Genomic DNA, 18,540 nt, shown 5'->3' with positions numbered 1-18,540 from the left:
TTGTTGTTATTTTCCTAGAAGGAGTAAGTCACTGTCGCGATGTAAGATGCTTTCTCTTGGTCCAACAAATCGATGTTGCCCAAGGTGCCTCGCTCTGCATCTTGATAGAAACCCGTTGATGACGCCGCGAGTAGCAATGACCAGCTTTCATCAAACTCGTATGTGCCGTACAACGCCCCCTCATACTGCCAACTGCTTCTGCGCGTACCTTGATAACTGATGCTGTTACCACCTAACGCCGTGATCCCCACTGCGAACGATTCCCACGACTTTTCCGCAACAGCAAACAACGAGTAAGTCCACTCAGTCAGCGAGCGTCCACCCATGGTTTTGTATTCGTGGAAATTTTTTCTCAGTCTCGGCGAAACCGAAAAATCGACGCTCCAAGCTGAAAAAGAGATCGGCACATCTAAACGAACCGCGGTGTGCAGTTCATCTTTACGAGATGTTTCTGAAGTTGGAATGGTGAGCTGACCCGCAACGCCGATTTTCCCTGTATCTCCAAAGCGATATAGGTTCGTGTATTGCAAGCCCAACACCGAATCTGTCGCGTAGGTGCCGACTTCATCTTCTAGGGCACGATAGCCCCCCGTAGAAAAATAGGCTTTTGTGTCGCTCGAAAAGGAATAAACGAGATCGCCTCCCCACGAGAAATTGCGGACAGAACGGTAGTCGTCTTTATCGTAAATGTTTGTATCGTAAGATAGGTAAACGGCCCCACTAAACTTACAAACAATACAGGACGTATCTCCTTCATTTTGTGTAGATTCAGGCGTGCTAGTGCTATCAATTACACTCGTTTCCACCGCGAATGATGGCGCTGAAAACAGCGTACCCAACAACATTGCAAGCGGCGTCATCATCCACTTTGTTGTGTGCTGCATGTTTTGAAACTTCCATGAGAATTAAGTTCATTAGAATAAACTTAAAGACAAACAGATTATTGGGATGAAATTCCATAAAAATTCAGATAATCAACCCCAATAAACCTATCAACCATAAAATTACTCTTATGGTTAAATCCTTATTTAATTTTTTAATACTATTTATCTTAGTATTGTCACGTTCTACTTTGCTTAAAAACGTACTTTAAAATGACTTTTTATAAATAAAGCCACACACCACAACATTAAAGAAGCAGCAAAGCAACGCCATTAAAATAAAAGTTAAAAGACAATTATTATCAACAACTTAAAACAAACAAAAACAGTTAAAATGAATGAGTCAAAATGTATAAGTTAAAATAAAATAAAAATATAAGAACATCATTCCGTTTAATTTTAGTCGTTATTGTATTGAGAAAGTTTAATTTTCAATTTCTAAAATTGGTGGGATACACATAAGAGAAATCATCAAAACCATCCGTTGTTAATAATGAATTTCGCATTTAAAACAAAAGATAGAAACAAGATCAAATTCATGTTTTCTAATATATCGATTCAACCTTTCACAAGTTTGAATAGAAAATCAAACTTTCAGTCAATCTAAAAACAACAAAACATTCACCAAGTGAATATTCAAAAGATAAGTCAAAACTAAATAGCACATACAGTCAGCATATTTGTGAATTACTATTCATTAATTATTTTTTCATAAATTAAACATTAATGTGAGCAATTTCACACAATTGCACCGCGTACAACATAAAGTAAACGAAATTTAAGTGTTTACTGACTCAAAACGTGTCGATAGAACAGAGTTTAAACATCGAGCTGAAACACGTATTTCCCACCAAAATTTATTATATATAGCAGTGAGTTATCTGTACCCAAGCGATTAAAATGCGTACTGATGTGACTCATTTTTGAGAGAGGAACACAAGAAGAGCAAAAACACTAAAAGAGGATGATGCGATTTGAATAACCAGTGCTTCAAACCGCACTTATGAACTTATGCAGAGAAAGAAAGACTATCAGTTACTATTGAATGGTTTTATGACCACAGTTTTCGCAGATCAAGTGACGTTCAAATTCATCCATAGAAGCAAGGAAGGCGCCGAACACTACACTTTTGAGAAAGCCAGCGATGAACTCTTTCTTGTTGCGATTTTTATCGCCTTCAAAGCCACTTTTTTTTCTAACTAACACCACGACATGATGCGTTTCTACCCCACATGTAGGGCACATGAGGACTTCTGTCTTGTTCGACATCTTAGACTCCTTGACGAATTATCCCTTTCTGATGGCATGATTCTCATACGCCTGTAAAGCGAGTCATCATGCCATCACTATCGATTCTTACTCTTCTTCGTTGAGACGGCGAATCAACTTAGCTGGCGTGCCTCCGTATAGACAATCTGGCGGCACATCATGGTTGACTACCGAGTTCGCCGCAATAACCGAACGAGCACCAATCGTTACACCTTGGTTAATGACGGAGTTACCGCCAATCCACACATCATCTTCAATCGTGATGGGTTTACAAAACGTTTCCCAACGTCGGCGACTTCGGTAATCCACAGAATGAGAAGCGGTATAGAATTGCACGCTCGGTCCAATGAGCACGTGGTTCCCGATGGTAATTTTGGCACCATCGAGCATGACCACGTTCATGTTGATAAAGGTTTCTTCACCTATTTCGATGGTCTTACCAAATTCACAATGAAAAGGGGACTGGACAATACAACGGCCTACCTTGCCAAATAGCTGCTTTTGCAATTCGTCGCGCTGACTTTCGTCGGTGTTATTATTAAGTGCTCTAAGTGCTTGAAGAGCATGGCTTCTAATGGCGTCAATTTCTTTGTCCATGCCATCAAAGACCTGGCCAGACATCATTTTTTCTAGTTCTGTCACTGGAAGACTCCTACAACCTGCAATTACTGCTTTCAGATTCTTCACAAGGTACGTGAACTGCGAAATAAAAAAAGAGAAAAGCCCGGACTTTTCTCTTTCCTGTTTTTATATTTTGTGGAGTCTGTCAACTTACACAATTTCCCAACTGTGGGTCATCTCAACACCTCCGCCTAGCATTAAGCAAACCGAGCAGTATTTTTCTAGCGAGTCAGCCGCCACTTTTGCTACGACTTCTGGGTCAAGCTCGTCACCTGACACTTCAAAGTGGATATTCACTTGCGTAAAGATACGCGGTGCGGTTTCACGACGCTCTGTGGTTAGCTTGGCATTAACTGACGAAACCTTTTGGCCTTCTGTTTTCAAACCATCAACAACATCGACAGAGCTACAGCCACCAGCAGCCATTAGTACCATTTCCATTGGGCTTGGTGCGGTTGCACCGCCATTGCCATCCATCACTACGGAGTGGCCCGACTGAGATTGCCCAAGAAATTTAAAATCTTCTATCCATTTAACTTCAGCTTGCATGATTTACCTCATTTAGCATCGCTCATTCAAGGCATCGTTGCCCTTACTAGCGGTATGTTTCTTGTCGATACTTTAGCTCTATCGCATAAAAGGGCAACGGAATTTTCAACATTACTGTAATTTTTTCGCTCGGTTACCTTTCTCTATACGTAACACTTTTTATTCAAGTAACACTTTCTACAAAAATAACGATGAGGTAGCTATGAAGAATATGTCTAAGTTATTGGCCGGTTTCTCCTTCGCACTTCCAGTCTTGTTTCTACTATTGAGTAAAACAGGTACCGCCGATACGATGGATAAGCTGAAGGCTTCAGAGAATACAAGAATCGCAACGCTAGCTGGCGGTTGTTTCTGGTGTACAGAATCGGATTTAGAGCAACTGCCCGGCGTAATCGATGTTGTATCAGGTTATTCAGGTGGTCATATTGAAAACCCGACTTACCGCCAAGTCTCTTCTGGTAAATCTGGTCATATTGAAGTGATTGAGGTGAAGTACGATCCTGCTGTTGTGAACTACGAACAAGTGCTGGATTACTTCTTCCGTCATATCGACCCTACCGACGATAAAGGTTCATTTGTTGACCGTGGTCCTCAATACCGTCCGGCGATCTTCTATCATAATGCGGAGCAAAAGCAGATTGCTAAGCAGTTTATGATGGAAATCGACAAGGCGATGATCTATCCAAAACCGTTGAAAACAGAGCTGATCGAGTTTGAAAAGTTTTACCCTGCGGAGTCTTACCATCAGGATTACTACAAAAAGAGTAGTCTGAAATACAAATACTACCGCTACGCATCAGGTCGCGATAAATACCTCGACGAAGTGTTTGGTGAAGATCGAAAAGAAAGCCCTAAAACACTTCGACAGTTGATTGAAGAAAAAAAGCTGCTTTCGAAAGTGAAAGCGTACAGTAAACCTGCTCAGTCTGAAATCAAATCAAACTTAACAGAGCTACAGTATTACGTGACGCAAGAAGAAGGCACGGAGCGTCCGTTTGATAATGAATACTGGGACAACAAAGAAGCGGGAATTTATGTTGATATTGTGACCGGTGAGCCGCTATTTTCTTCTACTGATAAATACAAATCTGGCACAGGTTGGCCAAGCTTTACTCGACCAATTAACCCGGGTTACATCGTGGAGAAAACCGATTATAAACTGCTCTACCCTAGAACGGAGATCCGCAGTAAGTTTGGTGATTCACACCTAGGTCACGTGTTTAAAGATGGTCCTAAGCCGACGGGATTACGCTATTGCATGAACTCTGCTGCGATGAAATTTGTACCTGTGAACAAGATGGCGAGTTTAGGCTACGGCGATTACCTGTACCTATTTGATAAGTAATTTTAACCAAATTAGGAGTGAACATTCAGCGCGATGAAAGGTTTTAAATCCAACCTTCCCATGAAAGTCTGTCCGGTCTGTCAGCGCCCGTTTTCTTGGAGAAATAAGTGGGCGCGAAATTGGGAGGAAATCGTTTATTGTTCTGAGCGTTGCCGAAGAAATAAATCAACGAAAACGTAGGTCACTCCGACCCTCTCTGGAGTATGTTATTTCATTTGTATTAACGTTTGTACGCGTTCTCTTACCAAGGTAATAACGTCCCATCATAAGCCCAAAACGCCCCGCTATCTTGCGGGGTTGCTTTTTCTATCAAGCCTAATAAATCCTTAGCAACTCGCTCTGGCGTGAACAACTTTCCCTCTGGGACATTGGTTTGAAAAGGTGCCGACAAAGCGGTATCTGTGGTTCCAGGGTGAAGTGAAAGCACCGTGCCATGTTTGACCATTCTTTGCCATTCGATCGACATGGTTTTGAGGAACATGTTTAATGCGGCTTTTGATGCTCGATAGCTGTACCAACCACCTAACTGATTATCGCTAATGCTGCCAACTTTGGCCGAAATGGTCGCAAACTTAGGTGCAGTACTGCGTTTTAGCTTGGGCGTGAAGTATTTCGCCAACAGTAAACTTGGCAAAGTATTAACCGTGATGGTTTGCTGAAAAAAGTCAGTGTCGAGCGAGCTAAGGTTCTTCTCAGGGCCTTTCTCTTGGGTGTGCAACATACCAACGCAGTTCACCAACCAATCGACGTGTTCAATCTGCTCACTGAACGCTTTTACCTCCCCTTCTTGCGATACATCCACTTGATGCCAAAAGACATTTGGGTGTTGCCAATCTGGTTGCTGCTTACGATAAGTGGCATGCACGCGAGCTTGAGGGAACCGAACTGCGGCTTCTTGTACCACCGCCAAACCAATTCCACCATTGCCACCGATGATGAGAATTTCCATCACAAGTTCTCCACGTTTTCTATGTAATGCTCTGCGGTATCGAGTATCGCTTGGCGCTGCTGTTCTTCCATGTTGTCCCAAGAGCGGAAAATCATCCCGATTCGTGGATTGGTTGCGAGACGCTTGTCGTGCTTGTTCATAAAGCGCCAATAAAGACTGTTAAACGGACAAGAGCCTTCTCCACTGCGCGATTTGTTGTCGTAATGGCAGCCCTTGCAGTAGTCGCTCATCTTGTTGATGTAAGAGCCACTCGCTGCGTAAGGTTTGGTGCCAACAATGCCGCCATCTGCAAACAATGCCATACCACGAGTGTTCGGCATTTCTACCCACTCAATTGCATCCACATAGATACCGAGATACCACTCATCCACTTGATCTGGGTCGATCTCGGTTAACAAGCAAAAATTACCAGTCACCATTAAACGTTGGATGTGGTGTGCGTAGGCATAATCGAGAGACTGACTAATCGCATTGCGCATACAGGCCATTTTGGTTTCGCCATTCCAAAAGAAGTCTGGCAACTTTCTTTCTGCGCCCAACTCGTTCTTTTTCGGGTAATGAGGCATATTCGCCCAGTAGACGCCTCGGATATACTCTCGCCATCCTAAGATTTGGCGAATAAACCCCTCTACTTGAGAAATGTCGATGTCCGCGTTGGAATGAAATGCCTTGAGTGATGCATCTATGACTTCTCTCGGGTGCAGCATTTTGCTGTTCAGCGAGAATGAAATTCGGCTGTGATACAAGCTCCACTTAGCATCGTGCTGACCTGTCATGGCGTCTTGAAAACGACCGAACAGCGGTAGACAGACTTGGCAGAAATGCGCGAGTAAAGACAAGCTCTGCGCGCGATTGTTCGGCCACAACAAGTCTCCTTCAAGATTTCCGATGGTTTCGATGTCATGTTTTGCCAACCGCTCAACAATGCCACGCACGTCGGTACTGAACATCAAAGGTTGTGGCAGTTGTTCAATGTCTTTGGCTTTGAGCTTGTTACGGTTGTTGGCATCGTAATTCCATTTCCCGCCTACAGGCTTTCCGTCTTGCATCAAGATGTCGAAGCGCTTGCGCATGCGGCGATAAAAGTGCTCCATCATGATGTGTTTGCCTTGAGGAAACTGCAATTCTATTTCTTCAAACGGCAACAAAAAGTGTTCCGAATCGACACAACGTGCCACGACCCCATCAAGCTTTAGTTTGGCTAACTGTTCTAGTAAACGGTATTCATCGGGGCGTTGATATTCAAACTTACTTGCACCAACTTCGCTTACGTAGTGTTGCAAGACTTGCTCAAGATCGTCGAAGGTTTGTGTGTCATCCAATGTGAGGTGCAGAACTTGGTGACCCTCGCTCTGACGCTCTTTCGCAAACTGTTCCATTGCAGAAAAGAACGCACACACTTTCTGAATATGGTGCGTGACGTAAGTATTCTCTTGCTTGAGTTCTGCAATCAGGTAAAGCACTTGCTCATCCGGTTGCTGAAACCAAGAGTGCTCACTGTTAAGTTGATCGCCCAAGATCAATCGTACGGTTTCAAATCGCATTACGGTTTCTCCGATGACGAAGCTTTATCACTGCTGCCCATTACGATAGGCCAATCGACCATGTCTACACTATCCAAATGTGCACCAGCACAACGACCTTGCCACTTATCGATGAACTCCATGTGCGGATCGTACATTTCGGTTTGCTTTTCGAGGTTGAATTGTCGTGAACCACGCGGATCAGCACCAACGCCTGCTAAGTATTGCCAGTTTCCCCAGTTCGATGCCACATCGTAATCAACCAGTTGTGACTCAAAGTATGCCGCGCCATAACGCCAATCGAGGCCAAGCTCATGCACTAAACAACTGGCGACTAACTGTCTGCCACGATTCGACATATAACCGGTTTCATTAAGTTGGTGCATACACGCATTGACGATAGGAAATGGCGTTTCACCTTTCTTCCATTGTTGGAAACGGTGCGCGTAAAAGCTGGTGAGTGGTGCTCGATTTTGGATGCCACCGAATCGGAAGAGCTGTCGCTTGTATCGACGGGCATACCAATAAAAGTATTCACGCCAAAGCAGTTCGAAGTAAATCCAGTAGGTTGAATCATTTGCGCCATTCTCCGCTTCATAACGTTTCAACATGGCATAAACAGTTCTCGGAGAAAGGCACCCATTAGCTAACCAAGGAGAGAACTTGGTAGAGTAATCCATGCCATCTAAACCGTTGCGTGTTTGTTTGTATTCACTGGCTAGTGTGGAAGCAAAATACTGGCGACAATGTTCAAGCCCGCGGCTTTCTCCACCATGAAACGCAGCTTTTGTGTCAAAGTAATATGCAGTAACGGAAGGAAGATTCACACCTAAAGGAATTGGAGGTAACGAACGGATACTCTCGTGGGGCCGAGAGATGTCTAAACCTTCAACTTGCTTTCTAAACTGCGTGAAAGTCGTAGGCAGATTGCTCAAGTCAAATGGCAGTTGTTCTTCCCTTAACAGGGTCCGGATTGCTTGCTGTTTTATTTTTACATGAGACGCGCCTTCAACTGCGCGATCTAACGCTTGTTGCTCATCCGAACCGGGAAAGGCGTCAGCATATATATGTGTGACGCCGAAGCGATTAACAGCATACTTGATTGCTTGATCGGGCGTTAGTTCAACCGCCCATAATCGCTGACCAAGATGATTCAAAGATTGATTGAGTTCACTAAGCGATGCGTCGAGAAACTGCAATTTCGCACGCCCGAAAGAGGCTTCCTGCGCAAAGTGATGCAAGTAAGGCGTCATTGAAGGGTAGCAATACAAGCAAATTAACTCGTCCATTTCTACACTGGCGCTTTTCAACAGTGGGTTGTCGTGCAATCGCAAGTCGTTCGTGAACCAATAAAGTCCTATTTTCTTTTTCAATTCGCACCCTCAGATGTTAATTCTTCGTCTACGAGTTCTTTTCACGGAGACCCTGACGTTAAGCCTTTTGATTTACTTGCTTTTATACGAAAACGAGAGTTTGACGATCATTAGGTTACTAACGTTCACACGGAATCCATTTGCTGGATATCTCAAAACACGCAATACCACCAAATGCCTGTACATGTTTCATACTGATATTTTATAAAATTTGAATCCAACGGTATTGATCACGATCTTAATCACTCATTTTCTATATAAACCATGCAAAAGTGATAAAAATTAAAGCGACATTAGTTAATATCCGTTAATCTAAGCCCAATCCCATTTTGCTAGTACCATCGCAGAAATGACCGACGAGTTTAAGAAATCAACCGCTAATTTAAAAAAAGCGGTCCCACTGATGATCAAAAACCATGTTGCTGCCACGCCAGCCAACTACGCGCTTTGGTATACCTACGTTGACAAGACCATTCCAGAACTCAACTTTGAGTTAGACACGGTGTTAGAAAACTACGGTATTTGCCCGCCAGCAACCAATAAACAGCTTTACAACAACTATGTGGCCAGCAAAGCAGAAACCAGCCTTGAAGATCTTAGAACCAATGTAGAAGTTCTGCTACATGAAGTATCCAGTTCAATGAGCGATACGATTTCAGATACTTCCTCCTTTTCTGAGATGGTAGACAAAAGCTTTAATAAACTGGAAAAAGTTGAGGACAATAGCCTAAGCATTGAAGAAGTGATGGTGGTGATTCGTCAACTTGTCGCAGAGTCACACGAAATTCGTCACTCAACAAAGTTTTTGAATAGCCAATTGACTAACGCGAGTGAAGAAATTTCTCGCCTCAAAAATCAACTGGCTGAAGTACAGCAAGATGCGTTGTTCGATGGTTTGTCAAACCTATACAACCGCCGAGCATTTGACAAAGATCTCTCTTCACTTATCGCATCAAATCAGGCAATGACCTTAATCATGCTTGATATCGATCATTTCAAATCATTTAACGACAATTACGGGCACCTTTTTGGCGATACAGTATTAAAAGCCATTGCCCGCCGGCTACAACAAAGCTGTCGAGATGGGATATGTGCGTACCGTTTTGGTGGTGAAGAATTCGCGTTAATTGTACCTAACAAATCTCTGCGAATTGCTCGCCAATATGCAGACACACTACGCCGGATGATAGAAAAACTGCGTATCAAAGATAAGCGCTCAGGCACACAAGTTCACAGCATTACCGCTTCTTTTGGGGTAGCAGAATTTGAGCCGGGTGATACGCCTGAAGCCTTAATCAATAAAGCCGATAAACAGCTTTATGAAGCAAAACAACTCGGTCGTAACCGCGTGATGCCAATTTAAATAAACTGGCTAAGAGAAAACGACTTTTATGATGAAAAAGAAAACCCCGCGCTGTAAAGTGCGGGGTTTTTGTATCTAATCATGAGTATCTTAATCGACGCTGTAACAGTAACTTAGAATGTAGTCGTCACCATTTTTTGCGGTATATTCTTTATCTTCACTGCATGCCATCGGCTTACCTTTTTTGTCGCCTTTGATTAGACTTATCCAATGGCGCATCGCGGTTGGTGCATTGCAAGTTAGTTCAGGATGAAACGTCGTGCGAGTTTCCAATTGAATATCATCAATGTCCACTAATTCCACGCAACCAGTGCCTTTATGACAGCCAAACAGCACTTCTACATGATTGCCCGAATCATCTTTAAACAAAATCGATTTTGGATCTTCCTTTTCACCAGTGTACGCCACGAAGTGTTTTGGGCTTTTCAGGCCGCTGTGTGTACCGTCTTTGAAATAAGCCAAAACATGGCGGTAATCAATCACGTAACTTGATACATCTTGGTGCGACCCGTTCTCCAATGGGAACATGCGGTCAAGCAGTTGCTTCGCTTTTACTTGTTTCTCACTCTGCTGCTCAGCACTTACCGCTTCGACGGCAAATACGGCTTCAGCGATAAATGGGCGTTGTTGTTGTTGCATCTCTTTTTTATCGAAGTTCAGCATATTCATCGTCATATCCTCGCACTTAAAAACTCGTCCTAGAGTAAAAACTTAAATCCTTTATTTAAGTTTCAGGCAATTCTGTGAAGTGGATGGTTAATTTCCTTGCCTGCTCATTATGTAGACTAGCGAAATATTGACTACAATTTCACAACAAAAATTTTACAATGTGAATTTTACAAAATGTCTGTGTCAAAAAGCCTTATTCGTCAGTCTCATTTTCTTGGTACGAAAATTCGTAACCTAAGAAAAAACAACCATTTAACGATGGAAGATTTGTCTGCCCGTTGTGTAAGAATTAATCCAGAGTACGCTCCTTCGGTTTCTTACCTTTCGATGATTGAGCGCGGAAAACGCGTACCGAGTATCGATATGCTCGAAGTGATCGCGGAAGTTTTTCAAAAAGATCCGGCGTGGTTTTTAGATGATGAACCCGAATTAGAAGCCATCACACCCAACAAAGGAAATCGTGGCGGGATTAGTGGCATGGCGTTGGAGCCGAGCTTCCTGTTTTCCAATGATATTCTTCAAATCGCGATACCAGAAATGCTCTCCCAAACAGGTATCACGGGGCGTCAATTCGCCCACTTACTGATCCGCGCACACCAAGAAAACCATCAAAACCATTTTCCTGATTTAGAGCGCGCCGCCGAAGAGGTCGGCTTGAAGCGGTTGAATCTATCTGTAGAAGATCTCGTAGACATTGCAAAGAGTATGGGATTGGATATCCGCTGGGTAGATCGAGCGCCACAAGATGTGATTGATGAACTGGGCGTCAGCGCCAAACAGTTGATTACGTCTTTCATGGAGCCACCTGGGACTATTTATCTCAATAAACGAATGCGTGACTATCCAACCCGATTGAAGTATGACTTGGCGGTATATATCGGCCATCGAGTGCTCCATAGCAGCGATGCAATGAATAACGTTTTATCTATCGGGCATCAAAACAATTGGGAGCAAATGGACAGCCCTGTGTCTAACTCTGAACTCAATTCGCAAGATATCCTGCAAGCTTGGCGTGATTTTGAGTCCAGCTTCTTTGCCGGTGCCCTACTCTGCCCCAAAGTACCCTTTCGTCAGTTGCTTGACCGTTCTGGTTACGAGATTGATGTTCACAAAAAGGCGGGGGTTTCTCCTTCTGTTGCAATGCGTCGCATGACGGTGGTCTCGCCTTACCCTCATTGGCACTATTTTGATGCCTATGGCCCTGGCAAGTTAAAAGCCGTGTATCGCGGAAATGGTATTCCATTGCCTTGGGGTAACATGCGCAAAGTGAACGACCCTTGCCAGCACTGGGCGGTATTCCGACGCCTTTCCCAGCCTTTGGATACCAGTTCAGCGCAAATTTCGATTTTAAATGTTGGCGACGAGCCACGTATCTACTGCTGCGAATCGGTCAACGTATTTGATCCTGCGGGGAATAATCGCGTGCTATGTGCCGGTATTGATCTTAACCCTGCCATTTCTGCACAAGGTGGCGATGCCGTTTCCATAGCGGAAGAACTTAAGTCCCTTTGTGTCGCTTCCGGCGGAAGTAGTGTTATTCCTCCCCACATCAAAAAAGACTTAACGACTATCGCTAAGATATTAAACATCAACTGGATAGAGCGCGGGATTCAAACCCAAGCAAGGTTGATCTGCTCCAGAGGGGCGGTTTGTCCAAGACAACCTAGTTGTTACAGCAAGTGCGGAGAAGCTGATGAGACGGGCAGCGACGTGAATATCATCGGGCTTTAGAAAGAAAAAACGCCAATCACAATAAACGTGATTGGCGGTATATACTTGTGAACAATTTGTATTCACTAACAACGTCAGTTGGCTAGGTGACCCTCGGCTTAATAAGGGTCACTCTAAGTAATGCACGATGCGTGCCAACTTTAAAAAAGCCGTTTTTTAGTAGATCCAGATGCATATCGTTGCTTTATTAACCATTAATTTCGCAAACTGCATTTGCAAAATGCAACATTATGCAAATATGCCACTGAATGCACTGCTAATAACGACTCTCTCAGCAAAGTGTCTGTGAACATATGAAGTCACATATTCTTGCACCTCAATGATGATGAGATTTCGGGCTCCCAACTTTACCATTCTTCTAACCCCTTATTGAAACTGGGTTCAGGCTCATCCGCCATGCTTTTGTTGATACATTCTCTCATCGGCTATTTTCATCATTTGCTCAGGAGATGACATTTTCGGGTCAAATATCGCGTACCCAATACTGGCTTTCAAATAGATAAGTGTTTCATCGTAAATGACGGGCGTCGAGCATAGCGCTAATCGAAGTTTTTGTAGAAGGGACTGAACATTTTCTTCCGTTCCAGGGTGATGGACTACAACTAAAAACTCATCACCGCCCATTCTGGCCACGATGTCTGATTTACGCAGAGAGCTTTTTACCCTTTCAGCCGTAGCGATTAAAACTTTGTCACCTGCGTCGTGACCATAGGTATCGTTAATGTGTTTAAACCTGTCTAGGTCAATATTAATTAAGGCGAAGCTATAACGCTTTTTATAACGTTTCGCTATTTCGAACTGCTGCTTGTAAAACTTCATAAAATAGCGACGGTTTGGTAAATTCGTGAGTTCATCGTGTAAAGCTCTGTCATCTGCAATGGTATACAGTCGATAAATGGCGAACAGCGCGAGGCTAAGTGCGAATATAATGGGATAGCCGATTACTCTAGCTAAATGCAACTGATGCCAAGAGATTTGGCGATCAGCTTTGCCTCCAGAGAAAACCACCATACTCCACCCACCATAAGGAAAATGAACCATCTCTTTTGCATATACCATGCTATTTACACTTTGCGCGCCAAAGAAAGCATCACCAAATGAGCCACCGCTATCGTAACCACGGATCATTAAAGGGTAACGATACGAGAAATCAATTACGCCGGTTTCTCTCATCAGAGCATCGAAATCAATCACCGCACTGATCACTCCCCAGTAGTCCTGATTCATTGGAGGATCAAGAAAAACAGGCACACGCACGATCAAACCTCGGCCACCTTGGATCAATGTAACGGGCCCTGCGATGAAAATTTCTTGTACATCCTTGGCTTTTTGCACCTGTACCCACTGCTGTGGCACTGCGCGGTAATCAAGGCCGATTAGGCGCTCATTACCTTGGCGTGGAAATACATGACTAATTACATCATTTTTCGCGATACCGATGATTGTAATATGTTTACTTTTATTTAGGATTCGGTGAGCGGCGATACTCAATTCTTCTTCTTGATTTTTAGGAAGTAACGTAATGAGTGTCGCTAAAGTACTGGCTTTGTAGATATCCGCCATAAGTACCGCTTCCAAATTGGAACGGAGAATGGAAAGTTGTTCTTTGGCCTCAACTTGAACTCGCTCTTTGTGAAGCTCTTGCTGGTTTCGATTTAACAGCTCAATAACCCCAATACACAAAGCGAAAAAGGTGAGGAAGAACAATGCAAAATAGCATCGTTTTCTGGGTAAATAACGCATTTTCTCCCCACAACTCGTATACAACTACGAGATTTTTTATTTATTGTTAAAATTCTTATTATCACAAGAATAACCAATCATAATCAGAAAGGTAACAGTGATTGACAACTTTTATGTTTTAGGTGTGAGATGATGCATCAACAAGGCGATTTATTTGGCGGCGATCTATGGCAAGAAGTAGAAAGAGGAAAACTTTATTATGATCCTCAATTTCTTAACCATCTTGAGGCGGATAATTACTTTGACCAACTTCGAAAGACACTGCCATGGTACCAAGAACACATTACTATGTTCGGCAAGTCAGTACTTCAACCTCGCTTACAAGCGTGGCACGGTGATGCAGCATATACTTACTCAGGCTTAACCATGCAGCCTCACCCTTGGACTCCTGAGTTAACTCAGCTCAAAGTGCGTTGTGAATCAGTTGCTGATGTCACTTTTAATTCTGTTCTCGCTAACTTATATCGACACGGCCAAGACTCAATGGGCTGGCACCAAGATAATGAACCAGAGTTAGGGAGAAACCCTGTTATCGCATCTTTGAACTTAGGTGAAACACGTCGATTTTTGCTTAGAAATTTACATTGTAAAACTGAGATTGAATACGAGCTTTCTCATGGCTCCTTACTGATTATGGCTGGCGAGCTTCAGCATCACTGGAAGCACTGCGTACCAAAAACCGCGAAAACCAAAGATGAACGTATCAACCTGACTTTTAGGCAAATTTTCAACTATTGACTCAGCTTTTACATTCTCAATTAATATTGATGGTAGGTTTAGGTTCAGGACTTCATAGGGAATGGATTTATGCGTATTAAACCTCTTAGCTTAGCGGTCTTACTCTCTTGCTCACTTACCTTTGCTGCTCAGGCATCACAGGAAGACGTACCGCTTCTCGATAATACTCAATCAGCGCAGTTGATTCGTAGTACCTACGAACAGGAACTGTTCACTTTCCCGGCGTTTAAAGAGGGCCATTTTGGCTTACGCATGTACCGCCAAACATTAGATGAGAAATATCACGCTGCCATTTGGACCGACATGGCACAAGTAGCCAGCCGGTTAAACCAATTTGCTAATGAAGTTGTTGAACCAGAAGACATCATTCTCTATTCATCTCAAAGGCTGACCACGTATCAAGAAAAAGAAACCGAACGAGGGCAGCGACGCTATACCGTGACTAAACACCATCCTGAGTACCTTTATCTTGGTGTGGATTTGCTTGGCGCAATGGCAAGAGCAAACGAATACGGCCTACAACATAAACAAGACAAAACGCTGAGAAAAATTATTAGGCGCTACGATTTCTCGCGTTACGTTACGGACAAAGAGATGATAGAGGCATGGGCAGCTCAGCTTGCAAACCAAGTCTACTGGCTTCGTCAGCTAGGAGAGCAAGATGTGGTCGAGGAATTCACTCAAACCTTCCGTGACACCTACCCCGACGATAACGATAAGATGCTTTCAGCTCAGCAGTATTGGAACAAACTCTATGGTATGACGCACATCATCTTTGCCGATTCACAGTATTATCAGGAGCGAGTAAGCGAGAAGAAACACCAATGGATTTATGATTACTTTCGCAACAACATCGACACTATCCTACTGCGCGCCAAAGAAGACGTGATTGCGGAAGTCGGCATTTCGTTTTTGTTAGCAGGCTTGGACCATGATCCGGTCGTAAAGAAGACCCGCCAAGCCATTCGTCATGCAATCAACGCAGAAAAAGGGATGATTCCGTCGGTCGACGGTAACTTTGATCTCAAGTACGGCGAACACCGTAACGTGCTAGCCATCATGCTGCTCGATTGGAAAGGGGTACATAAAGCGCCAACTTATCAAGAGCACCCAGAGGCTTTTAAATCGATACCTTACGGCTTAATGCCCAAGCCTTAGAAATAACAAAACCCGCCATTTAGGCGGGTTTTGAGTGTGGATCTTCAATCTAAATTAGAGAGAGATAAAAATGCCCGCTAAGCAAGCACTCATCAGGTTAGCGAGTGTACCAGCAGCAACCGCTTTTAGGCCTAGACTTGCAACATCTTTGCGGCGCTCAGGTGCCATCACGCCGATAGAGCCCAACTGAATCGCAATTGAGCCAATGTTCGCAAAACCACACAACGCAAAAGTGATAATAATTTGAGTATGCTCAGACAGTGTCGCTTTGTGCTGCACAAAATCGATAAACGCAACAAACTCATTCATCACCACTTTCTGACCAATGTATGAACCCGCAGCTAGAATTTCGTGGCTTGGCACACCAATCAACCACGCTAGAGGTGCAAACAAATAACCAAAAATCGCTTGTAGCGTTACGCCAGAGAAACCAAGTATCTCACCCAAGTTTTCTAGCCCCGTGTTCACCATCGCGATAACACTCACGAAAGCGATAAGCATGGTACCAACAGCAACGGCAACTTTCATACCGCCCATGGCACCGCTTGCTAGCGCATCAATTACGTTGCTTTCTTCTGATTTATCTAGCTCAATATTGTTGTAATCGCTTGGCGTTTGACGCTCAGGAACGATGATTTTTGCCATCATCAAACTACCTGGTGCTGCCATAAAGCTTGCCGCGATCAAGTATTTGAGGTCGACCCCTAAACCAGCATAACCACCAAGCACACTGCCCGCCACTGAAGCCATACCACCAGCCATCACAGCAAACAGTTCAGAGCGAGTCATGTTAGAAAGAAATGGACGAATAAGAAGTGGTGACTCGCCTTGAGATAAGAAGATGTTCCCTGTTGCAACCAAAGACTCTGCTTTACTCGTACCCAAGAACTTCTGGATAGCGCCGCCAATAAATTGAATCACTTTTTGCATAATGCCCAAATAGTAAAGGGCGGAGATAAGAGCACTGAAGAAGATGATGATAGGAAGGACACGGATAGCGAAGATAAAGCCAGAAGAAGCGAGGTCACCAAAGAGGAATTTAATCCCCTCATCAGCAAAGCTGAGTAGCCCCGCGACACCATTACTTAAACTCGCCAGCGCCGCTTGACCCAACGGGAAATAGAGCACCAAAGCAGCAAACCCCATTTGTAGCATCAAGGCGCGAGATACAGTTTTCCAATTGATGGAAGAACGACCCTCAGAAAGTAGGAAAGCACAACCTAGCAGTGCAACAATACCAAATAGACTAAATAGAACACTCATGAGCTGGACCTACTAAACGTTGAAAAAGAAAAAAGAGCCAAAGGAATTGGCAGAAGAAAGGGACAACGCAGTGAGTGATAACTCACTTTTAGATCCAGAATGTAGACAGAACGAATAGTTCGACATCTTATTTTTACCTTATACAAGCAATTGAACGTAGCTGGTCCGGTCCGTGGGGTCATTCACTGCTGGCGAGCATGTTGCTTGGCCTGCTCCATGTGACGGCTTGTATGGGTAAGGGTCCTGAACAACTAAACCCTAATTCCCGCTTAAACGGGACGCAAGTATAGCCAACAAAAAGAGATATTCATCACATTTATTTACGCAAACGTTCAAGCGTTCAAAATTTAGGCAAAAGCACTCTTTTATCGTCATACCATTAATAAAAGTAAGGAAATAAGGATAGGCGTTGATGGTAAAAAACATAAAAGTGACCAATAAATATGCAATCAAACTCGAAAGAGCCAAAATTCGTCATTTTGCTCTCGCCAACAGGTGGATTTTGGTTATAATTCGCGTTGCTTCTTTCGAGGCCTCTGAGTATTCAGAGCATCATGATGCCGAGATGGTGAAATTGGTAGACACGCTAGCATGAGGTGCTAGTGCCTTTGGTGTGAGGGTTCGAGTCCCTCTCTCGGCACCATTATCCTTCTTCCCTAATTTTGTTCGAGTGTAATGCAAAGTTCTAAGCAGGCAAGACAGTCTACAGATGCTAATCAACTTCTGAGTGAGCTTGCGGTTCACGCTTTATTACACCTGCACTTTAAAATTCACGCATCCTCGCATGGCCTCTCCCTTAAAGAACGTAATGACTTACTTCAGAAATGGCTGAAACCAAAACTGAAGAGTAATCGCTATAAGCTGATTAAAAAGCCGTTAAAATCTTTGACTCAGCAGGCAAAAGGTGAGAACGGAAATCTGGAAGCATTACTCGAGCGCTGCGTCGGTGCAGACAAATCCAGCAACCCTCAACCCGATCTAGATAGCTACTTGCTGCTGATCAACGAGATTGAGAAGAAACTGGGGACTACCGTGTTATTATCTCGACCGGAAGACGTCGACTTATCTCACGACCAACACGGCTGTTTGCTGTGTGTGCTTTCTGAGAACTTAAATCAGCACTTCGATGATAATAACGCCCTAATCGCTCCTATTTCGATGCTGTTCCGCGGACCAATGAGTCAACGTTCACTTTTCCTTGGCAGCATTTACGCCAGTGGTACCTTCAATTATGAAGTGCAGTATCAAGACGACCAGTTCGTTCGCATCACATTAGAGTTAGCGTAACTGTAACGCTAAGAAATAAACGAATCGAAAAAGGCTGCGAAACTCGCGGCCTTTTGCTTATCTAGATTTAAACTTGAG

At 43.7% G+C, this 18,540-nt stretch carries 18 protein-coding genes and 1 tRNA gene; 9 read left to right on the top strand and 10 right to left on the bottom strand.

The window, feature by feature from the left end; all coding sequences use genetic code 11:
* Window positions 1-14 precede the first annotated feature (14 nt).
* The 4 genes from R7R78_RS19555 to R7R78_RS19540 form a co-directional block, all read right to left on the bottom strand.
* Window positions 15-884, bottom strand: coding sequence for a hypothetical protein (locus R7R78_RS19555; RefSeq protein WP_005479976.1), 870 nt, complete (start codon window positions 882-884; stop codon window positions 15-17).
* Between the two features lie 1,035 nt (window positions 885-1,919).
* The gene (locus R7R78_RS19550; protein WP_025535771.1) at window positions 1,920-2,150 is read right to left on the bottom strand and encodes a hypothetical protein; all 231 of its coding nucleotides are present in this window, start codon (window positions 2,148-2,150) and stop codon (window positions 1,920-1,922) included.
* An 87-nt stretch (window positions 2,151-2,237) separates the two neighbouring features.
* Window positions 2,238-2,792: a sugar O-acetyltransferase gene (locus R7R78_RS19545; protein ID WP_017819734.1), complete on the bottom strand. Its 555-nt coding sequence runs from the start codon at window positions 2,790-2,792 to the stop codon at window positions 2,238-2,240.
* Window positions 2,793-2,921: 129 nt separating this feature from the next.
* Window positions 2,922-3,320 (bottom strand): OsmC family protein, encoded by a 399-nt coding sequence (locus tag R7R78_RS19540; RefSeq protein ID WP_225474149.1) that lies wholly within the window; start codon window positions 3,318-3,320, stop codon window positions 2,922-2,924.
* 202 nt (window positions 3,321-3,522) lie between these two features.
* On the opposite strand from R7R78_RS19540, the gene msrB reads away from it, so the two are divergent.
* On the top strand, window positions 3,523-4,665 hold the full coding sequence (gene msrB, locus R7R78_RS19535; RefSeq protein ID WP_005374134.1) for a peptide-methionine (R)-S-oxide reductase MsrB: 1,143 nt from the start codon (window positions 3,523-3,525) through the stop codon (window positions 4,663-4,665).
* A gap of 33 nt (window positions 4,666-4,698) precedes the next feature.
* On the top strand, window positions 4,699-4,845 hold the full coding sequence (locus R7R78_RS19530; protein WP_225474148.1) for a DUF2256 domain-containing protein: 147 nt from the start codon (window positions 4,699-4,701) through the stop codon (window positions 4,843-4,845).
* 61 nt (window positions 4,846-4,906) lie between these two features.
* Here the strand turns inward: R7R78_RS19530 and R7R78_RS19525 are convergent, their stop codons facing one another.
* From R7R78_RS19525 to R7R78_RS19515, 3 genes are read right to left on the bottom strand one after another with little or no spacing between them, the layout of a single operon-like run.
* Complete coding sequence (locus R7R78_RS19525) at window positions 4,907-5,614, bottom strand: SDR family oxidoreductase (RefSeq protein ID WP_225474156.1); 708 nt, start codon at window positions 5,612-5,614, stop codon at window positions 4,907-4,909.
* Window positions 5,614-7,158, bottom strand: a complete 1,545-nt coding sequence (locus tag R7R78_RS19520) for a cryptochrome/photolyase family protein (protein ID WP_225474147.1) — start codon at window positions 7,156-7,158, stop codon at window positions 5,614-5,616. Before R7R78_RS19520 ends, R7R78_RS19525 begins: the two co-directional genes overlap by 1 nt.
* Window positions 7,158-8,510: a DASH family cryptochrome gene (locus R7R78_RS19515; RefSeq protein ID WP_206958693.1), complete on the bottom strand. Its 1,353-nt coding sequence runs from the start codon at window positions 8,508-8,510 to the stop codon at window positions 7,158-7,160. The genes R7R78_RS19520 and R7R78_RS19515 overlap by 1 nt, the downstream gene beginning before the upstream one ends.
* Window positions 8,511-8,859: 349 nt before the next feature.
* Here R7R78_RS19515 and R7R78_RS19510 point away from each other — a divergent pair, with 349 nt between their 5' ends.
* The gene (locus R7R78_RS19510; RefSeq protein WP_225474146.1) at window positions 8,860-9,873 is read left to right on the top strand and encodes a GGDEF domain-containing protein; all 1,014 of its coding nucleotides are present in this window, start codon (window positions 8,860-8,862) and stop codon (window positions 9,871-9,873) included.
* Window positions 9,874-9,963: 90 nt separating this feature from the next.
* Here the strand turns inward: R7R78_RS19510 and R7R78_RS19505 are convergent, their stop codons facing one another.
* Window positions 9,964-10,542, bottom strand: coding sequence for a hypothetical protein (locus R7R78_RS19505; protein WP_225474145.1), 579 nt, complete (start codon window positions 10,540-10,542; stop codon window positions 9,964-9,966).
* A gap of 174 nt (window positions 10,543-10,716) precedes the next feature.
* On the opposite strand from R7R78_RS19505, the gene R7R78_RS19500 reads away from it, so the two are divergent.
* Window positions 10,717-12,273: a DUF3612 domain-containing protein gene (locus R7R78_RS19500; RefSeq protein WP_080773721.1), complete on the top strand. Its 1,557-nt coding sequence runs from the start codon at window positions 10,717-10,719 to the stop codon at window positions 12,271-12,273.
* Between the two features lie 387 nt (window positions 12,274-12,660).
* Here the strand turns inward: R7R78_RS19500 and R7R78_RS19495 are convergent, their stop codons facing one another.
* Window positions 12,661-14,016 (bottom strand): diguanylate cyclase, encoded by a 1,356-nt coding sequence (locus R7R78_RS19495; protein WP_021035911.1) that lies wholly within the window; start codon window positions 14,014-14,016, stop codon window positions 12,661-12,663.
* Window positions 14,017-14,148: 132 nt separating this feature from the next.
* Here R7R78_RS19495 and R7R78_RS19490 point away from each other — a divergent pair, with 132 nt between their 5' ends.
* The gene (locus tag R7R78_RS19490; RefSeq protein ID WP_225474155.1) at window positions 14,149-14,754 is read left to right on the top strand and encodes an alpha-ketoglutarate-dependent dioxygenase AlkB family protein; all 606 of its coding nucleotides are present in this window, start codon (window positions 14,149-14,151) and stop codon (window positions 14,752-14,754) included.
* Between the two features lie 69 nt (window positions 14,755-14,823).
* Window positions 14,824-15,912, top strand: coding sequence for a DUF3541 domain-containing protein (locus R7R78_RS19485; protein ID WP_225474144.1), 1,089 nt, complete (start codon window positions 14,824-14,826; stop codon window positions 15,910-15,912).
* Window positions 15,913-15,966: 54 nt separating this feature from the next.
* Here the strand turns inward: R7R78_RS19485 and R7R78_RS19480 are convergent, their stop codons facing one another.
* Window positions 15,967-17,175, bottom strand: a complete 1,209-nt coding sequence (locus R7R78_RS19480; protein ID WP_017635515.1) for a NupC/NupG family nucleoside CNT transporter — start codon at window positions 17,173-17,175, stop codon at window positions 15,967-15,969.
* Window positions 17,176-17,587: 412 nt separating this feature from the next.
* Here R7R78_RS19480 and R7R78_RS19475 point away from each other — a divergent pair, with 412 nt between their 5' ends.
* The 3 genes from R7R78_RS19475 (at window position 17,588) to R7R78_RS19465 (ending at window position 18,462) form a co-directional block, all read left to right on the top strand.
* Complete coding sequence (locus R7R78_RS19475) at window positions 17,588-17,770, top strand: hypothetical protein (protein ID WP_021035910.1); 183 nt, start codon at window positions 17,588-17,590, stop codon at window positions 17,768-17,770.
* Window positions 17,735-17,818, top strand: a tRNA-Leu gene (locus tag R7R78_RS19470). The genes R7R78_RS19475 and R7R78_RS19470 overlap by 36 nt, the downstream gene beginning before the upstream one ends.
* Before the next feature lie 32 nt (window positions 17,819-17,850).
* Window positions 17,851-18,462 (top strand): DUF2913 family protein, encoded by a 612-nt coding sequence (locus R7R78_RS19465; RefSeq protein WP_137282865.1) that lies wholly within the window; start codon window positions 17,851-17,853, stop codon window positions 18,460-18,462.
* The last annotated feature ends 78 nt before the right edge of the window (window positions 18,463-18,540 follow it).

This window comes from Vibrio sp. 2134-1 (assembly GCF_033339495.1).
Note: the sequence above shows the minus strand (reverse complement) of the source record. Positions and strands in the feature narration are given on the sequence as shown.

Bases quoted from the DNA above. Each gene is read 5' to 3' on its own strand.
- R7R78_RS19485 (WP_225474144.1), top strand. From the start codon at position 14,824: ATGCGTATTAAACCTCTTAGCTTAGCGGTCTTACTCTCTTGCTCACTT.
- R7R78_RS19465 (WP_137282865.1), top strand. From the start codon at position 17,851: ATGCAAAGTTCTAAGCAGGCAAGACAGTCTACAGATGCTAATCAACTT.
- R7R78_RS19500 (WP_080773721.1), top strand. From the start codon at position 10,717: ATGTCTGTGTCAAAAAGCCTTATTCGTCAGTCTCATTTTCTTGGTACG.
- R7R78_RS19495 (WP_021035911.1), bottom strand. From the start codon at position 14,016: ATGCGTTATTTACCCAGAAAACGATGCTATTTTGCATTGTTCTTCCTC.
- R7R78_RS19555 (WP_005479976.1), bottom strand. From the start codon at position 884: ATGCAGCACACAACAAAGTGGATGATGACGCCGCTTGCAATGTTGTTG.
- R7R78_RS19525 (WP_225474156.1), bottom strand. From the start codon at position 5,614: ATGGAAATTCTCATCATCGGTGGCAATGGTGGAATTGGTTTGGCGGTG.
- R7R78_RS19530 (WP_225474148.1), top strand. From the start codon at position 4,699: ATGAAAGGTTTTAAATCCAACCTTCCCATGAAAGTCTGTCCGGTCTGT.
- msrB (WP_005374134.1), top strand. From the start codon at position 3,523: ATGAAGAATATGTCTAAGTTATTGGCCGGTTTCTCCTTCGCACTTCCA.
- R7R78_RS19490 (WP_225474155.1), top strand. From the start codon at position 14,149: ATGCATCAACAAGGCGATTTATTTGGCGGCGATCTATGGCAAGAAGTA.
- R7R78_RS19520 (WP_225474147.1), bottom strand. From the start codon at position 7,158: ATGCGATTTGAAACCGTACGATTGATCTTGGGCGATCAACTTAACAGT.
- R7R78_RS19480 (WP_017635515.1), bottom strand. From the start codon at position 17,175: ATGAGTGTTCTATTTAGTCTATTTGGTATTGTTGCACTGCTAGGTTGT.
- R7R78_RS19475 (WP_021035910.1), top strand. From the start codon at position 17,588: ATGGTAAAAAACATAAAAGTGACCAATAAATATGCAATCAAACTCGAA.
- R7R78_RS19540 (WP_225474149.1), bottom strand. From the start codon at position 3,320: ATGCAAGCTGAAGTTAAATGGATAGAAGATTTTAAATTTCTTGGGCAA.
- R7R78_RS19550 (WP_025535771.1), bottom strand. From the start codon at position 2,150: ATGTCGAACAAGACAGAAGTCCTCATGTGCCCTACATGTGGGGTAGAA.
- R7R78_RS19510 (WP_225474146.1), top strand. From the start codon at position 8,860: ATGACCGACGAGTTTAAGAAATCAACCGCTAATTTAAAAAAAGCGGTC.
- R7R78_RS19505 (WP_225474145.1), bottom strand. From the start codon at position 10,542: ATGAATATGCTGAACTTCGATAAAAAAGAGATGCAACAACAACAACGC.